The sequence below is a fragment of the Stenotrophomonas sp. PI_27 genome (assembly GCF_027854495.1).
Classification (GTDB): Bacteria; Pseudomonadota; Gammaproteobacteria; order Xanthomonadales; family Xanthomonadaceae; genus Stenotrophomonas; species Stenotrophomonas pavanii.
The window spans coordinates 283,507-304,520 of the sequence record NZ_JAJNOF010000004.1 but is presented as its reverse complement, the minus strand read 5'-3'; the positions used below and the strand labels follow the sequence as shown (position 1 = coordinate 304,520).

Genomic DNA, 21,014 nt, shown 5'->3' with positions numbered 1-21,014 from the left:
ACTACCCGAAGGCCGGATCAACGCGCCAGCAGTGAGCGGGCCAGTTCCAGGTCGCTCTGCTGCTGCGCGGCGGCGCTCTGCTCACGCAGGTGGGCCAGTGCGGCCTGCAGGCGGGCGCCGCGGATCTGGCCGTCGCTGGCGACGAAGGCAGCGGCGTCGTCGCGTGCCGCCAGCACCACCTTGTCGTCACCCGAGCTGCTGCCCGAGGAACCGGAAGAGGCACCGGTCGCCGAACCGGCCGAGGTGCCGGCGAAGCTGGAAGCAAAGCCGGCCAGCGGCAGGGACAGCAGGGCGAGCAGCAGGATCGGACGGGTCATCGGTTCGAAGCCGGTTGTGAGGATCCGTGGAGCGTAACGGGTGCGTGAAGGATTTGCCCGGTTCAGGCGTCAAACAGCTTGCCGGGATTCAGCCGCGCTTGGGGATCGAACGCGCGTTTGACTGCTTTCATCAGCGCGATCTCGGCCGGGCCGCGGGTACTGTCCAGGTAGCCCTTCTTGACCAGGCCGATACCGTGCTCGGCCGAGATGCTGCCATCGAAGCGCGCCAGTACCTGCGCCAGCAGCTTCGTTACCTGCTCGCACTGCGCGACGAAATCGGCGTCGCTGGTGTCGTCGGGCTTGAGCACGTTGATGTGCAGGTTGCCGTCGCCGATATGGCCGAACCAGACCACGTCGAAATGCGGGTAAGCCTGCCCGATCAGTGCCTGGGTCTCGGCCAGGAACGCCGGCATCGCCGAGATCCGCACCGAGACATCATTCTTGTAGGGCTTGTAGCGCGCCAGCGATTCGGTGATGCCTTCGCGCAGGCGCCACAGCTGGGCGGCCTGGGCGTCGCTGGCACTGATCACCCCGTCGCTGACCCAGCCGTTGCCCATGCAGTCCTCGAAGGCCGCCATCGCCGCCGCTTCCTGCGCTTCGTCGTTGGCGGCGAACTCGGTGACCACGTAATACGGGTGCACCTCGTCGAACGGTGCCTGGGCGCCATGCGCCAGCACGTGCTCCAGCGCCCGGTCGGTAAAGAATTCGAAGGCCTGCAGCTGCAACCGCGCGCGGAACGCGGCGAATACCTGCATCAGCACTTCGAAGCTGGGCAGCGCCAGCAGCATCACGTTGCTGGCCGGCGGCGGATCGGTCAGCTTCACCGTCGCTTCGACGATCACGCCCAGCGTGCCTTCCGAACCGATCAGCAGCTGGCGGAAGTCATAGCCGCTGGAGTTCTTGATCAGGCCCTTGTTGAGCTCCAGCAGTTCGCCGCTGGCGGTAACCACCTTCAGCCCGGCGATCCACTCGCGGGTGTTGCCGTAGCGGATCACGCGGATGCCGCCGGCATTGGTGGCGATGTTGCCGCCGATCGTGCACGACCCGCGCGCGGCGAAGTCCACCGGGTAGATCAGGCCGTGGTCCAGCGCGGCGTTGTGCACGGCCTCCAGCGGCATGCCGGCCTGCACCACCAGGGTGCGATCGACCGCGTCGTAGGCCAGCGCCTTGTTCATCCGCTCCAGGCTGAGCACCAGCTCGCCATTGGCCGCCACCGCGCCACCGGAAAGGCCGGTGCGGCCACCGGACGGCACCACGGGCACGCCCTCGCCCGCGCTCCAGCGCATCACCGCCTGCACTTCCTCGACCGTGGCCGGCAGTGCGATCGCCAGCGGCGCCGGCGTCCAGCGCCGGGTCCAGTCACGCCCGTAATGCTCCAGGTCGGCCGGGTCGGTCTTCAGCTTCAGGCCGGGACAGGCCTGCTGCAGCGAGGCAATGCGGGAATCGGTCATGACGGTCCAGCGCGGTGCGTGAAGAACGGGCAAGCGTGCCAGCGGCACGCGCCAGCGTCCAGCCCCGCAGCCGTACAGATAGCTACGGATGCAACCAATTGCGCACTGCACCATGGGCGTTGCGATCTGGCATAGTGGTCAGCCCCTGTCCCACTGGCCGTGTTGCCCCATGTCGCCGAAGAAGACCTCGTTCCCCAAGCAGGATATCCGCGTGCTGTTGCTGGAGGGGGTCAGCCAGACCGCCGTGGAGGTGTTCAGCGCCGCCGGCTACAGCCAGATCGAGGCGCACACCAAGGCACTGCCCGAGGACGAACTGAAGGCGCGCATCGCCGAGGCGCACATCGTCGGCATCCGTTCGCGCACCCAGCTCAGCGCCGAGGTGCTGGCCGAGGCCAAGCGCCTGATCGCGGTGGGCTGCTTCTGCATCGGCACCAACCAGGTCGACCTGGACGCGGCCGAGCTGGCCGGCATCCCGGTGTTCAATGCGCCCTACTCCAACACCCGCAGCGTGGCCGAGCTGGTGATCGCCGAGGCGATCATGCTGACCCGTGGCATTCCGCAGAAGAACGCCGAATGCCATCGCGGCGGCTGGTCGAAGTCGGCCAGCGGCAGCCATGAGGTGCGTGGCAAGACCCTGGGCATCATCGGCTATGGCCACATCGGCACCCAGGTCGGCGTGCTGGCCGAATCGCTGGGCATGCAGGTGATCTTCCACGACGTGGAAACCAAGCTGGCGCTGGGCAATGCGCGTGCCGCGGCGAGCCTGGACGACCTGCTGGCCCGCGCCGACATCGTCACCCTGCACGTGCCGGAGACCCCGGCCACGCAGTGGATGATCGGCGGCACCGAGCTGGCGAAGATGCGCAAGGGCGCGCACCTGATCAACGCCGCGCGTGGCACCGTGGTCGACATCGATGCACTGGACGCTGCGCTGGCCAGCGGCCACGTCGGCGGTGCCGCGCTGGACGTGTTCCCGGTCGAACCGAAGGGCAATGGCGATATCTTCGAGTCGCCGCTGACCCGCCACGACAACGTGATCCTGACCCCGCACGTGGGCGGCAGCACGCTGGAAGCGCAGGACAACATCGGCGTGGAAGTGGCGGCCAAGCTGGTGCGCTACAGCGACAACGGCAGCACCCTGTCGGCGGTCAACTTCCCGGAAGTGACCCTGCCCGAGCACGAAGACAGCCTGCGCCTGCTGCACATCCACCAGAACGTGCCGGGCGTGCTGTCCAGGGTCAACGAGATCTTCTCGCGCCACAACGTCAACATCGACGGCCAGTTCCTGCGCACCGACCCGAAGGTGGGCTACGTGGTGATCGACATCACCGCCAGCGAGGCGCAGGCCGCCGCCGTCCGCGACGAACTGGCCGCGATTCCGGGCACGCTGCGGACGCGCATCCTGTATTGAGCAAGGCGTCGCCGGGCATGCCCCGGCGGATTGCTTCCGGCGTCGCACCATCCACGCATGGCGTGGATGGAAAACCTCAGAACCTTACGGCGTGGAGGTTCTTGTAAAAGTCCCAATGGATCAGAACCCTGTCTTCCATCGACAGGAACAGCGTATCGACGAAATCCAGCTCCTCGGCATGAACCAGCCAGTCCTGCAGGCGGCTGCCCAGCGAAGGTACCGCCCCATCCACCTGGACAACCGTCAACGCAGCCTCGCTTGGCAAGCCAACAGCATCTGCAATGGCGCTCAACTCCTGCGCCAGCCGCTCCCGCCCCACCCCGGGGACCTCCAGGCGCGATGGCACGCGCTCCCAGTCGATGGATGTGATGACTGGCAATGCAGCCTTGATCATCGCAAGGGCAGCATCCTGCTTCGCCTCGCCACAGGCATGAGCCGCAACAAACGCGGCACAGCCGTCCGAGAGCATCAACGTGCCAGCCATCGGCGCGCCATGCGCTGCATGGATTCATCCGACGCCGGGTCGGCCGCGACCTCGGTTACCGGCCGCCAGGCCAGCTCCAGCGATTCCTCGCTGAGCACGAATGCCTCGCCACCGAGCGCCCGGATCACGAAACGCACGTCGTAGTGCCAGTGCCCCGGCACATCCTTGCGCTCGGGAATCCAGTGCTTGTCCAGATCGAAGATGGCGGGGTCTTCCAGTACCAGGCCGCTCAGACCGGACTCCTCCTCGGCTTCCTTCAGCGCCACCCGGGCCAGGTCGCGGTCACCGTCGGCGTGGCCGCCCAGCTGCAGCCAGCGCTGCAGCTTGCGATGGTGGGTCAGCAGCAGGCGCTGGCCGTCGGCGCTGACCAGCCAGCAGCTGGCGGTGAAGTGGCCGGCCAGCCGCTCACGCCGGAACGGATCCTGCGGATCATCCAGCAATGTGCCGAATTCGGCAGCCAGGGCGTCGTGGGCGGGATCGCGGCGCGCGTAGTCGCGGAGCAGGCCGCGCAGGCGATCGTCAAGCGCGGCAAGGGTTTCGACGGTCTGGCTCATGAATGGGGGCAGTTCGGAAAAATACTGCTCATTATCGCCGTTCATTGTTGCGATTGCGCTTGTGCGTTGGCTTCAGCTTTGGCTAAGGTACAGCGGGCCGTTCGCACGGCCTTCACCATTCAAGGCAGCCGGCAACGTATCGGCCGCCCACCCCATCCGATCACTAGGAAGTACTGCATGCTGAAAGCTCTGTTGAGGGTCAAGCCGGTCGAGCCGGCCGGGCACGTCGATGCCGGCGAACCCATCGAAGGCAGCCTGGACGGCGAAGCCACGTTGAAACGGACCCTCACGGCTAAACACCTCATCCTGCTGGGCGTGGGTGCGGTGATCGGCGCAGGCATCTTCGTGCTGACCGGCCAGGCCGCAGCCAACCACGCGGGCCCGGCGGTGATGCTGTCGTTCGTGCTGGCCGGTTTCGCCTGTGCGCTGGCAGGCCTGTGCTATGCCGAGTTCGCGGCGATGATGCCGGTCTCCGGCAGTGCCTACTCCTATTCCTATGCCACCCTCGGCGAAGGCATGGCCTGGTTCATCGGCTGGTGCCTGGTGCTGGAGTACCTGTTCGCCTCAGCGTCGGTCGCGGTGGGCTGGTCGGCCTACCTGATCAGCTTCATCACCACCACGCTGCACATGCCCTTCCCGGACCTGCTCAGCGCCGCGCCCATCGCCTGGACCGGCAGCGAGTTCGTCTCCTCCGGCAAGCTGTTCAACCTGCCGGCGGTGCTGATCGTGGCGGCGGTATCCGGCCTGCTGTACGTGGGCGTGACCCAGTCGGCGTTCGTCAACGCGATCATCGTGGCGATCAAGGTCACCGTCATCTGCCTGTTCATCGGCATCGGCGCGGCCCACATCGACCCGGCCAACTGGCACCCGTTCATTCCGGAAAACACCGGCGTGCCGGGTGAGTTCGGCTGGAGCGGCATCTTCCGCGCCGCCACCATCGTGTTCTTCGCGTACATCGGCTTCGATGCGGTCTCCACCGCTGCCGGTGAAACCAAGGACCCGCAACGCAACATGCCGATCGGCCTGCTCGGCTCGCTGGCCGTGTGCACCATCGTCTACATCATCGTCTGTGCGGTGCTGACCGGCATGATGCCGTACCACCTGCTGGGCACCGACAAGCCGGTGGCGACCGCGCTGGAGCCGTACCCGACCCTGTCCTGGCTCAAGACGTTCGTGGAAGTCGGCGCCATCGCCGGCCTGTCCTCGGTGGTGCTGGTGATGATGATGGGCCAGACCCGCATCGCCTACACCATCTCCCGCGACGGCCTGCTGCCGAAGTTCTTCGGCAAGGTCCACGCCCGCTTCCGCACCCCGTACGTCGCCACCATCGTGGTCGGCGTGATCGCTGCCGCGCTGGCCGGCCTGGTGCCGCTGAACGTGCTCGGCGAACTTGTCTCGATGGGTACCCTGCTGGCCTTCGCCACGGTCTGCATCGGCGTGCTGGTGCTGCGCTATTCCAAGCCGGACCTGCACCGCCCGTTCCGCGTGCCGATGGTCTGGATCATCTGCCCGCTCGGCGCGGCCACCTGCCTGTTCCTGTTCTGGCAGGCGTTCGTGGTGCACTGGCACCTGTTCGTTGGCTGGACGCTGCTCGGCCTGCTGATCTACCTGGGCTACGGCATCCGCAACAGCAAGCTCGCCAAGTCGCCCTGATCCGCCTTCGGGCCGGCCTCGCGCCGGCCCGTCCGTTTTCCCGCGCGCCGCCCATGGCGCGCTTCGACAAGACCACCACACATGTTCAAGCAACTGTGGGCCACCAAGCATCCGCATGCCGCCCATGAAGACGCCAACGGCCTGAGCCTGCGTCGCCACCTTGGCCCCTGGGGGCTGACCGCGCTCGGCATCGGCGCGGTGATCGGCGGAGGCATTTTCGTCATCACCGGCCAGGCCGCCGCCAACCACGCCGGCCCGGCGATCATGCTGTCCTTCGTGCTGGCCGCCGTCTGCTGCGCCTTCTGCGCGCTGGCCTATGCCGAATTCGCCTCGATGGTGCCGGTCTCCGGCAGCGCCTACACCTACACCTACGCCACCTTCGGCGAGCTCTCGGCCTGGTTCATCGGCTGGATGCTGGTGCTCGAGTACGGCGTCTCCGCCTCGGCGGTGGCGGTCAGCTGGACCGGTTATTTCCTCAGCCTGCTCAGCCAGTTCGACATCCATCTACCGGCGGCCCTGGTCAGTGCCCCGCTCGACGCGCAGCTGCGCCCCACCGGCGCGATCGCCAACCTGCCCGCCGCCGCGCTCGTGCTGCTGCTGACCTGGCTGTGCTACGTCGGCATCAGCAAGTCCTCGGCGATGAACATGGCGATGGTCGTGCTCAAGACCGGCCTGATCGTGCTGGTCATCGTGGTCGGCTGGAAGTACGTGGACACCAGTAACTGGACTCCGTTCATCCCCGCCAATGAAGGCCCCGGCAAGTACGGCATGGAAGGCGTGCTGCGTGGCGCGGCGATGGTGTTCTTCGCCTACATCGGTTTCGAGGCGGTATCGGTGGCGGCGCAGGAATCGAAGAACCCGCAACGCGACATGCCGATCGGCATGATGCTGTCGCTGGTGATCTGTACCGTGCTGTACATCGCGATGGCCGCGGTGATGACCGGCCTGGTGCCGTTCCAGCTGCTGGGCACCGATGAGCCGGTGGTGACCGCGGTGGCGGCGCATCCCCAGCTCGGCTGGCTGCGCTGGGTGGTCGAGGTCGGCGCGCTGGTCGGCCTGTCCTCGGTGGTGCTGGTGATGATCATCGGCCAGCCGCGCATCTTCATGATCATGGGCCGCGACGGCCTGCTGCCGCCGGTGTTCACCCGGATCCACCCGAAGTACCGCACCCCGCACATCAACACCGTGATCACCGGCATCGGCATCGCGCTGCTGGCGGCGCTGTTCCCGCTGGACATCCTGGGCGAGCTGACCTCGATGGGCACGCTGATCGCCTTTGCGGCGGTGTGTGCCGGCGTGCTGATCCTGCGCCGCACCCAGCCGGACCTGCCCCGTCCGTTCCGCATGCCGATGGCGTGGCTGATCTGCAGCCTGGGCGTGCTGAGCTGCCTTGCCCTGCTGTCGGCGATGACGATGCACAACTGGATGCTGATGGGGGTGTGGACGTTCGTCGGCTTCGTGATCTATTTCTGCTACGGGTTCCGGCACAGCCGCCTGCGGGGTCAGTAAGGGGTTTTTGTATTGCAGGGCCTGCGGCCCTGCACCCGCGGGAGCAACGTCAACAGCAACAGCTGGACTGAGGGCTTGGCGGGACGGGTTGGGTTCGCGGGGGACGCCGTAAACCCATCCTTGGGGGCTTGGCCGTGGCATCCATGCCGCGGACACCCCCGCGAACCCAACCCGCCCCACCTCCGAGAGTCCACCGGCGCGTTCAGTAGATCCACGCCATGCGTGGATGAAGCGTTCTCATGAACGAATGTTCCGGAATGAATATTTCTGTCGAGCGGAGCCATGCTCGACTGCGAGCAAGCGCAGCGAAGCGAAGCGACCCGCTTTTCGCTTTTCCTTATTCACTCCGTGGCAGGCCGCGCGCGGAACCTGTCAGAGGCGGGGCGGGTGGGCCGCGCAGGGGCGTTGGCGCCATGGATGGCGCCATCGAGCTTACAGGGACGTACTTGCAGCGTCCCCTGCACGGCCCACCCGCCCCGCCCGCCATGAACCGCTCTACAAGACCCGCCACGAGGGGCTCAGCCGTTGGCCGAATCCAGTAAAATCGCCCACATGAACGCCCCCACCTTCCCGTACGACACCGCGCGCCTGAGCGAACTGGCCCAGCTGCTGATCGACAACGTCCGCGAACTGGCCCAGGCCGGCTGGACCCCGGCCACCAGCAGCAACTTCTCCCACCGCCTGGACGACCGCCACGCGGCGATCACCGTCTCCGGCAAGGACAAGGGCCGCCTGATCGAGGACGACATCATGGTGGTGGACTTCGATGGCAAGGCCGTCGGCCGCCCGCTGCGCCCCTCCGCCGAAACCCTGCTGCACACCCAGCTGTACCGCCGCTTCCCGGAAATCGGCTGCGTACTGCACACCCATTCGCCGGTGCAGACCATTGCCTCGCGCCTGTACGCGCCGCAGGGTCATGTGCACCTGGAAGGCTACGAACTGCTGAAGGCCTTCGCCGGCAACAGCACCCACGAGATGGCCATCGACGTACCGGTGTTCGCCAACACCCAGGACATGAACGTGCTTTCGCAGCAGGTCGATGACCTGCTCGACCGCCAGAACCTGTGGGGCTACCTGATCGACGGCCATGGCCTGTATGCCTGGGGCCGCGACATGGCCGAGGCACGCCGCCACCTGGAAGCGTTCGAGTTCCTGTTCCACTGCGAACTGGAGCTGCGCAAGTTGCGCAGCTGAACCGGCGCGCAGGTGCAGATGCCGATCCGGAATCTGCACCCCGCGCCCGCCCTGCTACCCTGTCTTCCCCCCGAGACGTTCAAGCTGCCGCCATGAGCCGACTGCGCATCTACGACGACACCCGCCCCGAATCGCCGCTGCTGGACACCCAGGACGGCGCGGTCATCACTGCCGAACTGCAGAAGATCGGCGTCACTTTCGAGCGCTGGCAGGCCGCCGCGCCGGTCGCGCCGGGCGCCAGCCAGGAGGAAGTGTTCGCCGCTTACCGTGCCGACATCGATCGCCTGGTCGCCGAGCGCGGCTTCAAGAGCGTGGACGTCGCCTCGATCGCCCCGGACAACCCGAACCGCGCCGAGCTGCGCAAGAAGTTCCTCGACGAGCACTTCCACAAGGAGGACGAGGTGCGCTTCTTCGTCGCAGGCTCGGGCCTGTTCACCCTGCACGTGGGGGACAAGGTCTATGAGATCGAGTGCGTGAAGGACGACCTGATCGCCGTGCCCGATGGCACCTCCCACTGGTTCGACATGGGCGATGAGCCGAGCTTCGTGGCGATCCGCTTCTTCACCGAGCCGGACGGCTGGGTGGGTCATTTCACCGGCACCGACATCGCGCAGAAGTTCCCCCGCTACGTACCCACCCAGGCGTCCTGATCCATGCAGCCCCGCGTCATCCTGACCGATATCGAAGGCACCACCAGCAGCATCTCGTTCGTCAAGAACGTGCTGTTCCCCTATGCCCGCAAAGCGCTGCCCGCGTTCATCGCCGAGCACGGCCAGCAGCCCGACGTCCGCCGCTGGCTGGATGCGGTCGCTGCCGAGATCGGCGGGGCCTGCCAGGACAGCCTGGTGGCCGAAACGCTGCAGGGCTGGATCGACCAGGACCGCAAGCACACCGCGCTGAAAGCGCTGCAGGGGCTGATCTGGGATGAAGGCTACCGCCGCGGCGACTACACCGCGCACTTCTACCCGGAAGTGGCGCCGGTGCTGAAAGGCTGGCATGCCTCCGGCCTGCCGCTGTACGTGTACTCCTCCGGCTCGGTGCCGGCACAGATGCTGTTCTTCGGGTTCAGCGATGCCGGTGACCTCAGCCCGCTGGTGTCGGGCTGGTTCGATACCGAGATCGGCGGCAAGCGTGAGGCCGACAGCTACCGCCGCATCGTGCAGTCGATCGGCGTGCCCGCCGGCGAGATCCTGTTCCTGTCCGATGTGGTGGAAGAGCTGGATGCCGCCCGTGAAGCCGGCCTGCAGACGCGCCTGATCGACCGCCGCGACGACTACCCGATGCCGCGCACCGGCCAGGCCGCCAATGGCCACGAGCGGGTCGAGAACTTCCAGCAGATCCAGCTGTAAGCAGGAAAAAAGGGACGGAGGGGATTAAGTCGTTTGTGGCACACAGGGGCCACAACCGACTTAATCCCCTCCGTCCCCCTTTTTTTGCTCAACGATCGTTGAGGGTCTTCACCTTCAGCGCTTCGCGCAGCGCTGCCAGGTCCACCGGACCGCGCACCGCGATATCGCGGGTTTCACCCGGCAGCAGGTCCAGCAGGTTGTCTTCGAGCTGCACGTCCAGCGCGCCGAAGTCGATCCACGCCGCGCGCACGTACGCCGCGCTTTCCAGGCGCAGGCGGTAGTGGTCGCCGTCAATGGCCAACGTGGCCTTGAGTTTCTGCCGCGGCAGCACCTGGTCCTTGGCCTCGACGAATCCGACCACCTGCCGCGCACGCACCGCGCCGTTCTGCAGCAGCTCGAACACGGCCACCGTGTGCTTCGGGTCGGCGCCGGCCAGCAGCTCGGCATCGCGGAAATCACCGATCGAGGTGACGCCCTCCGCCGACAGCATCACCGCGTCCTCGCGACGACGCAGCACCTTGCCATCCACATCCATCACCCGCAGCCGCCAGCGCGCTTCCAGTGAGGCGCCATCATTGATCAGGCGCACCCGCGTCCTGCCCTCATCACGCAATGCCGCCAGCGTGACCGGCGCGAAGAAACGCCGCGCGGCAAAGTGCAGCGCCTTCCAGCGACCGAAGTAGTCCACGCTGGACCATGAAGCACCCGGCCAGACATCGTTGAGCTGCCAGTACAGCGAGCCCATCGTGTACGGCCGCGAGGCGCGATGGTGCAGTGCCGCCAGAGCGATGCCATCGGCCTGCATGACCTGGCTGAGGTAGACGAAGTCCTCGAAGTCCTTCGGCGCACCGTAGCCCAGCTCGATGTAGTGCAGCAGGCGGCTGTTGCCCTCGCCAGCCATGAACTTCTGGTGTGCACGGATCACCGGGCTGTCGATGCGCTGCTCGGCGCGGGTGGCGATCTGGTCCACGGTGGCCACCGACGGCCACGCCTGCAGCCCGTACTCGGACATGAAGCGCGGCGTCTCGCGCAGGTAAGCCTGCACCGGCAGCGCCGGATTGCCCCAGACCTGCCAGTAGTGCTTGTCGCCACGGGTCGAGTCGTTCGCCTTTTCGTCCAGGTCGTTGCTGGGCGAGCTGGACCAGTACGGCACGCCCAGCCCCTCCTCACCCACTACCTGGCGCAGGTCATTGCCGAACAGGTCGACATAGCCCTGCCAGACCTTCTCTGCAAACGCCGGGTCGGCCGCCTTCAGGTCGCGGCCGTGGCCCCAGTCCTTCCAGGCGGTTTCTTCCTCGTTGTTGCCACACCACAGCACGATGCTGGGGTGATGGCGCAGGCGGCGCACGTTGTCGCGCGCCTCGGCGACCACGCTGGCGCGGAACGCCGGATCGTAGCCCGGCTGCATGCCGCCACCGAACATGAAGTCCTGCCAGACCAGCAGGCCCAGCTCGTCGGCGATGTCGAAGAACGCGTCGTCCTCGTAGTAGCCACCGCCCCAGTTGCGCAGCATGTTCATGTTGGCGTCGCGCGCGGCGGTCAGCACCTGGCGCAGGCGCGTGGCATCGACGCGTGCGGGGAAGGCATCGAACGGAATCACGTTGGCGCCCTTGGCGAAGATCGGCACGCCGTTGATGACGAAGGCGAAGCCCTGCCCGCCCTTGCCGTCCTCATCGCGGCGCAGTTCGACCGTGCGCAGGCCGATGCGCTGCTCGCGCACCAGCGTTGCGTCGGCACCGCCATCCAGGCGCGCCTGCACGGTATAGCGATCCTGCGCACCATGGCCGACCGGCCACCACCGCTTCGGTTCCGCCAGTTCAATCGGTAGTTCAACACTGTTCTGCCCGGGCTTCAGCAGTACGGTGCGCTGCTGCTGGGCCACGCCGCGACCCTGCGGATCGCGGACTTCCACATTGACGACCGCAGAACCGGTGGCGCTGCCCTGCTCCACCTGCAGCAGCACCGCCAGCTTCGCCTGCTCCGCGCTCAATGCATCGGTGCGCACCGCAAGATCGGTCAGGCGGTGCGTGTCCCAGGCCTGCAGGTCGATTCCACGCCAGACGCCGGCGGTGACATAGCGCGGACCCCAGTCCCAGCCGAAGTGGTAGGCCGGCTTGCGCGCGAAGTTGCCGACCATCGCGTCCTTCGGCTCGTCCCCATAGGGCGAAGGATAGTTGCCGGCGATCTTGTGCGGCATCGCCTGTACGCCCGGCAGCAGCGTGCGGATCGGTGAGCGGAACACGATCTGCAGTTCATTGTCCCTGGCCCGCAGGCGCCCTTCCACGCGCGCACGCCAGGTCCGGTGCGCGTTGTCCGCGCGCAGCAGCGGCTTACCGTTGAGGCTGACTTCGGCATAAGTGTCCAGCCCGTCGAAGCGCAGTTCGGCATTGGGCTTGGCCAGCGTCGCCGCGTCCACGTCGAAGCGCGCGCGGTACTCCCAGGCCGCCAGGCCGATCCATTGCAGCTCGGCTTCGGGCGCACCCACGTACGGGTCGCGGATCAGCGCATGCGCCAGCAGGTCGGTGTGCACGCTGCCCGGCACCGTGGCCGCACGCCATTGCTGCAGGCCCGGGTGCGCGGCGCCCTGCGCGTCGCCGGGCAGCATGCGGAATTCCCATTGCGCCTGCAGCGGGGCTGCAGTTGCCGGGAAGGCCGACGTTGCGACCAGCAGCAGGAGCAGACGGACAACGAGGGAAAGACGATGCACGCGGGGCTCCTGTTTTTCCGCCGGGCGTGGCCCGGCGCTACCGATTTGGGATTGCCAGGCATGGTCTGGCACTACTGCATTCGAACGATCTTCAACGCACGACGTTCAACACTTCGTAGCACGCACCCATGGTGTGGTAATCCACCTTGCCGGCCGGGCTTTTCTCGTCGCTGTACTTGCGGTTGTCAGCATCGAGGATGCGGAACCAGGCGCCGTACTGATGGTCGACGAAGTGCGCCCACGCGTACGCCCAGATGCGCTCGTAACACTGCCAGTAGCGGTCATCACCGGTGCGCTTGGCCATCAGTGCGGCGGTGGCCAGCGTTTCGGCCTGCACCCAGAAGTACTTGTCGTCGTCGCAGACGAAGCTGTCGCCACCGATCGGCGCGCCATCCATGCCCGGCTGCCGGCGCGATTCCGGTGCGAAGCCGTAGTACAGGCCGCCACGGGCGTCGTCCCAGCTGCGCGCCACGGCCACGTCGAACAGGTGCTGGGCGGTCGGCACCAGCCAGTCGGCCTGCACGTGGCGATCGAGGATCAACAGCAGTTTGGCCCATTCGGTCTGGTGGCCCGGCTGGAAGCCCCACGGGCGGAACAGGTGCTTGGGGTTGTCCAGGTTGTAATCCCAGTCGATCTCCCAGTTCTCATCGTAGTGCTCCCAGACCAGCCCGCCGGCCTTGGCCGCCTGGCGGCGGGTCATGTTGTCGGCCAGCTGCAGCGCACGCTCGACATAGCGCCGCTCGCCACTGGCCTCGAACGCGGCCAGCATCGCCTCGCACATGTGCATGTTGGCGTTCTGTCCACGGTAGCCGGTGAAGTTCCACTGGCCGTCCGCTTCATCCTTGTAGAGTCCGTGCTGCGGCTCCCAGAAGCGCGTTTCCAGCAGCTGCCAGGTCTCGTCCATCCACGCGCGCGCCTGTTCGATGCCTGCCTTCAGCGCACAGCTGTAGGCCAGCAGCACGAAGGCCACGCCGTAGCAGTGGTTCATATCGTCCTCGACCTTGCCATCACGCAGGGTCCAGGCATAGCCGCCGGTGGCGGGGTTGCGGTGCACCTCGCGCAGGTAGCGCACGCCGTGCTCGACCGCGTCGCGGTACTCGGCATTGCCGAACTCGCGGTAAGCCATCGCATAGTTGAAGACGAAACGGGTGCTGCTCACCAGGTGGCGATGGCTGGCATCGTAGATGCTGCCGTCGTCACGGAAGTAGTGGAAGAAGCCACCGTTGGGATCGATGCAGCGCGGGTGGTAGAACGCCATGGTCTCGGCGATGTGCGCGCGCAGGAACGCGGGCGAACGGAAATCGGGCGAAGGGCTCATGCGGTAATGTCCTGTGCCTGCAGCAGCTGCTGCACTTCATCGAGCGAGGGCATCGCGGCGAACGCGCCCTTGCGGGTAACAGCCAGCGCGCCGACCGCAGCGCCGAAGCGCAGCGTGGCGGTGATCGCCTCGGGGTCCTGGCAGAAGGCGGCAAAACCGGTACCGGCACCGCCGCGCTCCAGCAGCCCAACCAGCACGCCACCGACGAACGCGTCGCCCGCCGCCGTGGTGTCGACCGTAGCCACGCGGAAGCTGGTGACGGTGCCGTGGTTGTCGCGGGTGTACCAGTGCAGCGTGGCGGCACCGTCGGTGACGATCACCCAGCGCGCCTGCGCAGCCAGCAGGCGCCGCAGCACCGCCGCCTCGCCGTCGGCACCCAGCGGCGCAGCCAGGTAGTCCAGCTCCTCGCGCGACAGCTTGACCAGGTCAGCGCGTTCCAGTGCCTGCCACAGCCGCGGCGTCGGATCTTCGTTGGCGGGCCACAGCGCCGGGCGCAGGTTGAGGTCCAGGCTGACCACCGCACCGGCGGCACGGGCGCGGTCCATGCCGGCGAAGGTCGCCCCGGCAATGGCCGGCTCGGTCAGGCTGTTGGAGCAGACGTGGAAGCACTGCGCGCTGTCCAGGCACGCGGCCTGGAAATCGCTGTCACGGAACAGCAGGTCGGCCGCCGGCGGCCGGTAGAAGCTGAAGCTGCGCTCGCCATTGGCATCCAGGGCCACGAAGGCCAGTGCGGTCTTGGCCGCGTCGGTGCGCACGATGTAATCGGTACCCACGCCGTGCTCGACCAGGCTGTCGGCCAGGAAGTCACCGAACATGTCGCGGCCCAGCATGCCGACGAACTGGGTCTTCGCGCCCAGCCGTGCAGCCGCCACGGCGACGTTGGCCGGTGCACCGCCGGCGTACTGCAGGAATGCGCGCGGCGTGTCGGCCGAGGCCGGCGGCTGCGCTAGTAGATCGATCAAAATTTCGCCGAAGCAGACAATGGCACCCATTCCGAACTCAGCCTCCCTGCGTTGCGGAGGCCGGCGTACGCGCGCCGACCAGTCCGTAGAAAATGATGTAGCCGTAGCACAGCAGCGGCAGGATGAAGCTGGCCTGCACGCCGATGTGGTCGGCCAGCACGCCCTGCAGGTACGGCACCACGGCACCGCCGACGATGGCCATGATCAGCAGGCTGGAGCCCTTGTTGGTCAGCGGGCCCAGGCGCTCGATGCTCAGCGCGAAAATAGTGGGGAACATGATCGAATTGAACAGGCCGATCGCCACCACCGAGTACAGCGCGATGTTGCCGGAGGTCAGCATGGTGGTGACCAGCAGCGCCACGTTGACCAGCGCGAAGATCGCCAGCAGGCGGCTCGGCGAGAAGCGCGCCAGCAGCGCGGAGCCGGCGAAGCGGCCGATCATCGCCATCGTCCAGTAGGCCGACACGTAATGCGTGGCTTCCTGTTCGCTGAAGCCACCGATGTTGGGCATCGACAGGTAGTTGACCAGGAAGCTGCCGATCGACACTTCGGCGCCGACGTAGAAGAAGATGCCCAGCACGCCCAGCAGCAGGTGGCGCTTGCGCAGCGCATCCAGGTAGCTGTGGTGGTGGCCCTGGTCGGCCTGCTCGGTGGCGTCGCTCAGCGCCGGCAGGCGGAACAGGAACACGAACAGCGCCAGCAGCACCAGCGCCACGGCCAGGCCCACGTACGGACCCTGCACCGCCTGCGCCTCGGCGGCACGGTAGGCCAGCTGCTCGGCGGCCGGCAGCGCCGCGATGTCGTCAGCGCTCTTGACCGTGTTGGACAGGATCAGCATGCCGCCGAAGATCGGCGCGATGGCGGTACCCAGCGAGTTCAGCGCCTGCGCCAGGGTCAGGCGACTGGAGCTGGTCTGCTCCGGGCCCAGCAGCGCGACATAGGGGTTGGCGGCCACCTGCAGCACGGTAATGCCGGTGGCCAGCACGAACAGGGCACCGAGGAAGGCGCCATAGACGCGCAGTTCGGCCGCCGGCCAGAAGCCCAGCGCGCCGATGCCGGCGATCACCAGGCCGGCCACGATGCCCTTCTTGTAGCCCAGCGCCGCCACCAGCCGACCGGCCGGCAACGACATCAGGAAATAGGTGCCGAAGAAGGTGAACTGCACCAGCATCGCCTTGGCGTAGTTCAGTTCGAACACCGCCTTCAGGTGCGGGATCAGGATGTCATTGAGGCAGGTCAGGAAGCCCCACATGAAGAAGATCGTGGTGACGACAGCCAGCGCCTTGCCGTTGGTGACGGCGGGTGCGTTGCCCGAAGAACCCGATGGACGGGGCGTTGCGGAGATCGGCATGCGGTACGCGCCTCGATGCGCGGAAGATCGTTGTTGCGTGGAAGGGGTATGCGGAAGGAATCAGTTCGGTCGTGCGGCACTGCTTTCGCGGATGCGCAGCTGCACCGGCGCGACCGTGCGCCGCGGCGGCGCGTCCGGTTCGTCCAGCCGTTGCAGCAGCAGCGCCGCAGCCTGGCGGCCACGCTCGCGCGGATCGGCGGTAAGCGTGGTCAATGGCGGTACCGCCACCGCCGCCTCGGAAATGTCATCGAAGCCGGTCACGGCGAAATCGCCGCCCGGACGGATGCCCCGCGAGTTCAAGCCCAGCATCAGGCCCAGCGCGACGGTGTCGTTGTAGCAGACCGCCGCACTCGGCCGATGACCGTCGGCGAAGAGCTCATCGGTGCGCGCTGCCGCTTCCAGACGGTTAGGCGCCGACTCGATCATCCAACCCGGCGGCAGCGACAGCCCGGCCTCGGCCAACGCCTGCTGGAACCCGGCGCGGCGCTGGTGGCAGGAACTGGATGCGGCGTGGCCGCCGAAGAAGGCGATCTGGCGATGGCCGCGCTCGATCAGGTGGCGCGTGGCCAGATAGGCGCCGTGCTGGTTGTCCAGGGTCAGGAAGTCCCAGTCAGCCCCGGCCAGTTCGCGGTTGAACAGCAGCACGTTGGCATTGGCGCCCAGCGCCTGCCGCAACTGCGCGGTGTCGCTGCCCTCGGCCGGCGACAGGATCAGGCCGGCCGGGGTGTGCTCCATCAGCGTGGACAGCACCGCCTGCTGGCGCTCCGGCGATTCCCCGGTGCTGCCCAGCAGCGTCACGTAACCGCGCCCGCCCAGCGCCTCGTCCACGCCGGACGCGAATTCGGCGAAGAACGGGTTGGACAGGTCGTTGATCACCAGCGCAATGCTCGACGAGGTGCGCCGGCGCAGGTTGGCCGCCGCGCGGTTGTAGACATAGCGCTGGCGGCGCAGCTCGGCCTCGACCTTGGCGCGGGTATCGACATTGACCAGCGGGCTGCCGCGCAACACCAGCGACACGGTTGCCCGTGACACGCCGATCGCACGCGCGATGTCGGTCACCGTCACCGCCTTGCCGGCGCGCTTGCTGGGACTGCTGCCGTTGTCGTTCATCGTCTTCCCGGACTCCGCTGGAGGCTCAAGCCTAATGGATCAGGGCCGTGTCGTGCCGTGCCGTTCGCTGGGTCACCGCGAACGGCACAGTCCGGCTCAGCGCAGCTGGCTGCCCGGTGCCGCGCACCAGGATACCGGCAGGTCCTTCACCGCCGTGCCCCAGCCCTGCTCCGGCACCTTCGCATCCAGCGCAAAGCGCACGCGCGGGCCCTGCTGCAGGCGGCTCCAGTCCAGCCACACCGGTGCATGCGCCTGGCCATCGACCTGCACGCCCTGCACGTACTGCAGGCGGCGGCCATCGGCGCCCGGCGCGTCGATGCGCAGGGTGCGGCCGTTGCCCATGTCCACTTCCACCTTGCTGAAACGCGGGGTGTGCAGCAGGAACTGGCCGCTGCCCGGCACCGCCGGGTACACGCCGATGGCGCTGAACAGGTACCAGGCCGACATCGTGCCAAGATCATCGTTGCCGGTCACGCCGTTGGGGGCATTGGTGAACAGCTGCTGCGCCGCACGCACCACGGCCGCGGTCTTCCACGGCTGGCCGATCAGCGTGTACAGCCACGGCGAATGCAGGTCCGGCTCGTTGTTCGGGTTGTAGCGGAACTGGTTGTAGTAGCTGTACGGCCCGACCACCCACGCCTTGCGCGCGGCGTTGAGCGGGTCGGCCTGCAGCGCGTCCATCGCGAAGAACGCATCGAGGCGGCGGCCCGCTTGTTCGCGGCCATCCATCGCTTCGACCAGGCCCGGCACGTCCTGCTGCGCCAGCCACTGGTACTGCCACGCCGTGCCCTCGTGGAAACCGTGGTGCGAACGCGGGCTGTAATGGCCGTCGGACGGGGTGTACCACTGGCCATCCTCGGTGCGCGGGCGCGGGAACCCGGTGAAGCCGGTCTCGGCATCGCGCACCTGCGGGTCCCACACCTTGCGCCAGTTGCGGCCGCGCTCGCGCAGCGTCGCCGCATCCTGGGCGTGGCCCAGGCCATGGGCCATCTGCGAGAGCGCGCAATCGGCCAGCGCATACTCCAGCGTGGCCGAGCCACCGTGGTGCGGATCGACGTCCATGCCCTTGGACGGGAATGCACGGTCATAGGCCACGTAGCCCTTGTCCAGGTAGGTCGGGTTGCCGGAGCGACCGGCCATGCGCGAGTTCAGCGGCGGCGTACCGAAGGCATTGCGGCGCAGCGCATCCCAGGCCTGCGATTCACGCCCCTTGAGCGCACCGAAGCGCCACAGGTCGACCATGAACGGGGTGACCGGATCGCCGGTCATGATGTTGGTCTCGAAGTTGGCATAGCCCCAACGCGGCAGCCAACCGCCCTGCTCATCGATCGCCAGCAGGGTGCGGCCGATGTCGCGCGCCACGTCCGGGCGGGTCAGTGCCAGCCACTGGTTCTGCGCGCGGTAGGTATCCCACAGCGAGAAGTACTCGTAGTAGGTCCAGCCATCGGCACGGTGGATGCCATCGTCATAGCCGCGGTAGCGGCCGTCGGCGTCGTTGCCGGTCATCGGCTGCAGCAGCGCGTGGTAGACCGCGCTGTAGAACACGGTGCGGTCATCGGCGGTACCGCCCTGCACGCGCACCCGGCCCAACTGCTCACGCCAGGCCTGCTGGGACAGCGCGCGCATGCGGTCGAAGCCGAGCAGCGCCCCACCCTGCATGCCCTCCGCGCGCAGGTTGGTGCGCGCGCCTTCGGCATCCACGTGCGAGATCGCGCTGACCGCTGTCACCGACTGGCCCTTGGCCAGGTCGAAGCTGAGCCAGGCACCGTTCGGCTTCTGCTCGCCTTCCATGCTGTGGCGCGCGCCCGGCAGGCCACCGCCCTCGCCCCAGGTGCCATGCGCCTTGAACGGACGGTCGAACTCGATGCGGAACCAGGTGGTGTACTGATGGCCGCCGCAGAAACTCTTGGTGACCAGCTTGCCCTCGACCACGCGGTCGCCGACCACATCGACCACGCTGCCGATCACCGAATGGCGCTCGTTGGCCTGGCCGACGTTGACCAGCACGTGGCCATCGCCACTGCGCTGGCTGAAGGTATAGCGCTCGGCCGCGGCACGGGTACGCGCGGTCGCCTCGGCATCGATGCCGCCGTAGCTGGTCAGGCGCACCTTGTAGTAGCCGGCCTGGCCGACCTCGCCGTCATGGGTGTAAGCCGAGGCATAGGCCTTGTGGTCGAACTGCTTGGCGTTGCCGGTATCGAAATCACCGCCCGGACCGATCGAGCCGGTCACCGGCAGCACCGACACCTGGCCGCCCTGTTCCCAGCAACCCGCGCCGGACAGGAAGGAGTGGCCGAACCCGCGGATCTTCTCATCGTCATAGCGCCAGCCCGAGTAGTGGCTGCCGATCGGGCTGACCTGGATCAGGCCGAACGGTGCCGACGCACCCGGGAACGTGTTGCCGTCGTCCTTGCTGCCGATGAAGGTGTTGACCTCGCGCTCCAGCGCTGCCGGCGCGGCCTGCAGCAGCATCGGCGCCGCCGACAGCGCAAGCAGGCAGGCCAGGCGCACCAGCGGGCGCGAGGATGATGGGACGGCGGGAGCGGACGGCACTGGACGCATGTCGGGTTCCTGTAGTCGATGGCGCGGAGGCAGACGGCCGGGGCCGTCCGGCAGCGTTCCGCTGAGCCCTGCCCTGACCTGCAGAGAGCTCCCCCTGGAATGATGCCCGACCCGTGCGACCGTGAATTTAGATCGATTCAAGTAGAGCATGCGGGTTCAGCCGAATGCATTCTGCGGCGCAGCATGAGGGGGTTCGGCAGGGCTGCGCCCTGCACCCGCGCGTACTGCCGGCTGCTGGCCGGCAACGCCAGAAGCAACAGCAAAAGCCGGCGATCCGTGCGATGGCGGGGTGGGTCCGGTTGCGGGGGGCGCCGTAAATACGTCCATGTAGGCTCGGTCGCCGCATCCATGCGGCTCACGCCCCCGCAACCGGACCCACCCCGCCTTCGACAGATCTCCGTGATCTGCAATGGATCTCTGACGGATAACGAAAATCGATCCGGGGTCAGATCCGTTTTCCAACGGAAAACGGATCTGACCCCATGACCCCATGTCGCTCCAGGATCAATCCAACCGTCACCGGGAAACTGTCAACGGTGGGGCGGTGTGGGCTGGCAGGACCGTTGGCGCCATGGATGGCGCCATCGAGCCCCCATGGGTGAGGGCGCTTTGCTTGCGAAGCACTGCTTCGCAAGCGCCCGAACGCCCAGCCGCCAGCGGCTGGGCCGGACCCCGGAGGGGGGGTTACGGCGTGTCCTGCCAGTCCACACCGCCCCGCCAACCCACAGACAACCCCGAGCCGCTTTGGCTTTGGCTCTTGCCGGCCAGCGGCCGGCACTACCCCCCGCAGGTGCAGGGCGCAGCCCTGCCGACCCCCTCTCCCTGCGCACGAAAACGATTTCACTGATTTCAGCAAACCGTCATCCCTTCGCCACGCCAGTACCATATTGCGCAGCAGCATGCGCCTGCGGGCGACCCGTGCTAAAAATCGCCCGCCCATCGCTTAGATCGATCCAAGACGACGCTGCGATGGCCGGGAGTTGGGGGAGCAGCAACAGGACGTACCAGGCCACACGCGCGGTGCTACTGCCACTGCATGGCGACCGCCGCAAAGTCACTTCAAATTAGATCGATTCAAGTTG

Annotated in this window: 16 protein-coding genes; 6 read left to right on the top strand and 10 right to left on the bottom strand. The window is 67.2% G+C overall.

Features of this window, described 5'->3' with window-relative positions; all coding sequences use genetic code 11:
- Positions 1 to 17: 17 nt before the first annotated feature.
- Positions 18 to 317, bottom strand: a complete 300-nt coding sequence (locus tag LRM18_RS07425; protein WP_049468701.1) for a DUF2388 domain-containing protein — start codon at positions 315 to 317, stop codon at positions 18 to 20.
- A 62-nt stretch (positions 318 to 379) separates the two neighbouring features.
- Positions 380 to 1,768 carry an FAD-binding oxidoreductase gene (locus LRM18_RS07420; protein ID WP_053462684.1) on the bottom strand — a complete coding sequence of 463 codons (1,389 nt, stop codon included), beginning with the start codon at positions 1,766 to 1,768 and terminating at the stop codon, positions 380 to 382.
- A 169-nt stretch (positions 1,769 to 1,937) separates the two neighbouring features.
- On the opposite strand from LRM18_RS07420, the gene serA reads away from it, so the two are divergent.
- Positions 1,938 to 3,179 (top strand): phosphoglycerate dehydrogenase, encoded by a 1,242-nt coding sequence (gene serA, locus LRM18_RS07415; RefSeq protein ID WP_206632654.1) that lies wholly within the window; start codon positions 1,938 to 1,940, stop codon positions 3,177 to 3,179.
- 76 nt (positions 3,180 to 3,255) lie between these two features.
- Here serA and LRM18_RS07410 read toward each other — a convergent pair whose 3' ends face one another.
- Both LRM18_RS07410 and LRM18_RS07405 read right to left on the bottom strand, forming a co-directional pair.
- Positions 3,256 to 3,663: a hypothetical protein gene (locus tag LRM18_RS07410; protein ID WP_154330503.1), complete on the bottom strand. Its 408-nt coding sequence runs from the start codon at positions 3,661 to 3,663 to the stop codon at positions 3,256 to 3,258.
- A complete protein-coding gene (locus LRM18_RS07405) occupies positions 3,648 to 4,262 on the bottom strand; it encodes an NUDIX hydrolase (protein WP_270953014.1) in 615 nt (204 codons plus the stop codon). Before LRM18_RS07405 ends, LRM18_RS07410 begins: the two co-directional genes overlap by 16 nt.
- A 132-nt stretch (positions 4,263 to 4,394) precedes the next feature.
- Here LRM18_RS07405 and LRM18_RS07400 point away from each other — a divergent pair, with 132 nt between their 5' ends.
- The 5 genes from LRM18_RS07400 to mtnC all read left to right on the top strand — a co-directional run bounded on the left by LRM18_RS07400 (position 4,395) and on the right by mtnC (position 9,922).
- Positions 4,395 to 5,870 carry an amino acid permease gene (locus LRM18_RS07400; protein ID WP_053462686.1) on the top strand — a complete coding sequence of 492 codons (1,476 nt, stop codon included), beginning with the start codon at positions 4,395 to 4,397 and terminating at the stop codon, positions 5,868 to 5,870.
- 81 nt (positions 5,871 to 5,951) lie between these two features.
- The gene (locus LRM18_RS07395) at positions 5,952 to 7,379 is read left to right on the top strand and encodes an amino acid permease (protein ID WP_270953011.1); all 1,428 of its coding nucleotides are present in this window, start codon (positions 5,952 to 5,954) and stop codon (positions 7,377 to 7,379) included.
- Positions 7,380 to 7,931: 552 nt separating this feature from the next.
- A complete protein-coding gene (locus LRM18_RS07390; protein WP_049464316.1) occupies positions 7,932 to 8,573 on the top strand; it encodes a methylthioribulose 1-phosphate dehydratase in 642 nt (213 codons plus the stop codon).
- Positions 8,574 to 8,665: 92 nt separating this feature from the next.
- Positions 8,666 to 9,223, top strand: a complete 558-nt coding sequence (locus tag LRM18_RS07385; RefSeq protein WP_270953008.1) for an acireductone dioxygenase — start codon at positions 8,666 to 8,668, stop codon at positions 9,221 to 9,223.
- A 3-nt stretch (positions 9,224 to 9,226) separates the two neighbouring features.
- A complete protein-coding gene (gene mtnC / locus LRM18_RS07380; RefSeq protein ID WP_270953006.1) occupies positions 9,227 to 9,922 on the top strand; it encodes an acireductone synthase in 696 nt (231 codons plus the stop codon).
- Positions 9,923 to 10,010: 88 nt separating this feature from the next.
- On the opposite strand, the gene LRM18_RS07375 is transcribed toward mtnC, so the two are convergent.
- The 6 genes from LRM18_RS07375 to LRM18_RS07350 all read right to left on the bottom strand — a co-directional run bounded on the left by LRM18_RS07375 (position 10,011) and on the right by LRM18_RS07350 (position 19,932).
- Complete coding sequence (locus LRM18_RS07375; protein WP_270953004.1) at positions 10,011 to 12,629, bottom strand: glycoside hydrolase family 2 protein; 2,619 nt, start codon at positions 12,627 to 12,629, stop codon at positions 10,011 to 10,013.
- A gap of 91 nt (positions 12,630 to 12,720) precedes the next feature.
- Entirely contained in the window at positions 12,721 to 13,947 is a 1,227-nt protein-coding gene (locus tag LRM18_RS07370) for an AGE family epimerase/isomerase (protein WP_270953002.1), read from the bottom strand.
- On the bottom strand, positions 13,944 to 14,939 hold the full coding sequence (locus LRM18_RS07365; protein ID WP_049464306.1) for a carbohydrate kinase: 996 nt from the start codon (positions 14,937 to 14,939) through the stop codon (positions 13,944 to 13,946). The genes LRM18_RS07370 and LRM18_RS07365 overlap by 4 nt, the downstream gene beginning before the upstream one ends.
- Positions 14,940 to 14,946: 7 nt before the next feature.
- Positions 14,947 to 16,260 (bottom strand): L-fucose:H+ symporter permease, encoded by a 1,314-nt coding sequence (gene fucP / locus LRM18_RS07360; RefSeq protein WP_049464304.1) that lies wholly within the window; start codon positions 16,258 to 16,260, stop codon positions 14,947 to 14,949.
- Positions 16,261 to 16,320: 60 nt separating this feature from the next.
- On the bottom strand, positions 16,321 to 17,370 hold the full coding sequence (locus LRM18_RS07355) for a LacI family DNA-binding transcriptional regulator (protein WP_014646964.1): 1,050 nt from the start codon (positions 17,368 to 17,370) through the stop codon (positions 16,321 to 16,323).
- A gap of 96 nt (positions 17,371 to 17,466) precedes the next feature.
- The gene (locus LRM18_RS07350; RefSeq protein ID WP_270952996.1) at positions 17,467 to 19,932 is read right to left on the bottom strand and encodes a GH92 family glycosyl hydrolase; all 2,466 of its coding nucleotides are present in this window, start codon (positions 19,930 to 19,932) and stop codon (positions 17,467 to 17,469) included.
- Positions 19,933 to 21,014 lie beyond the last annotated feature (1,082 nt).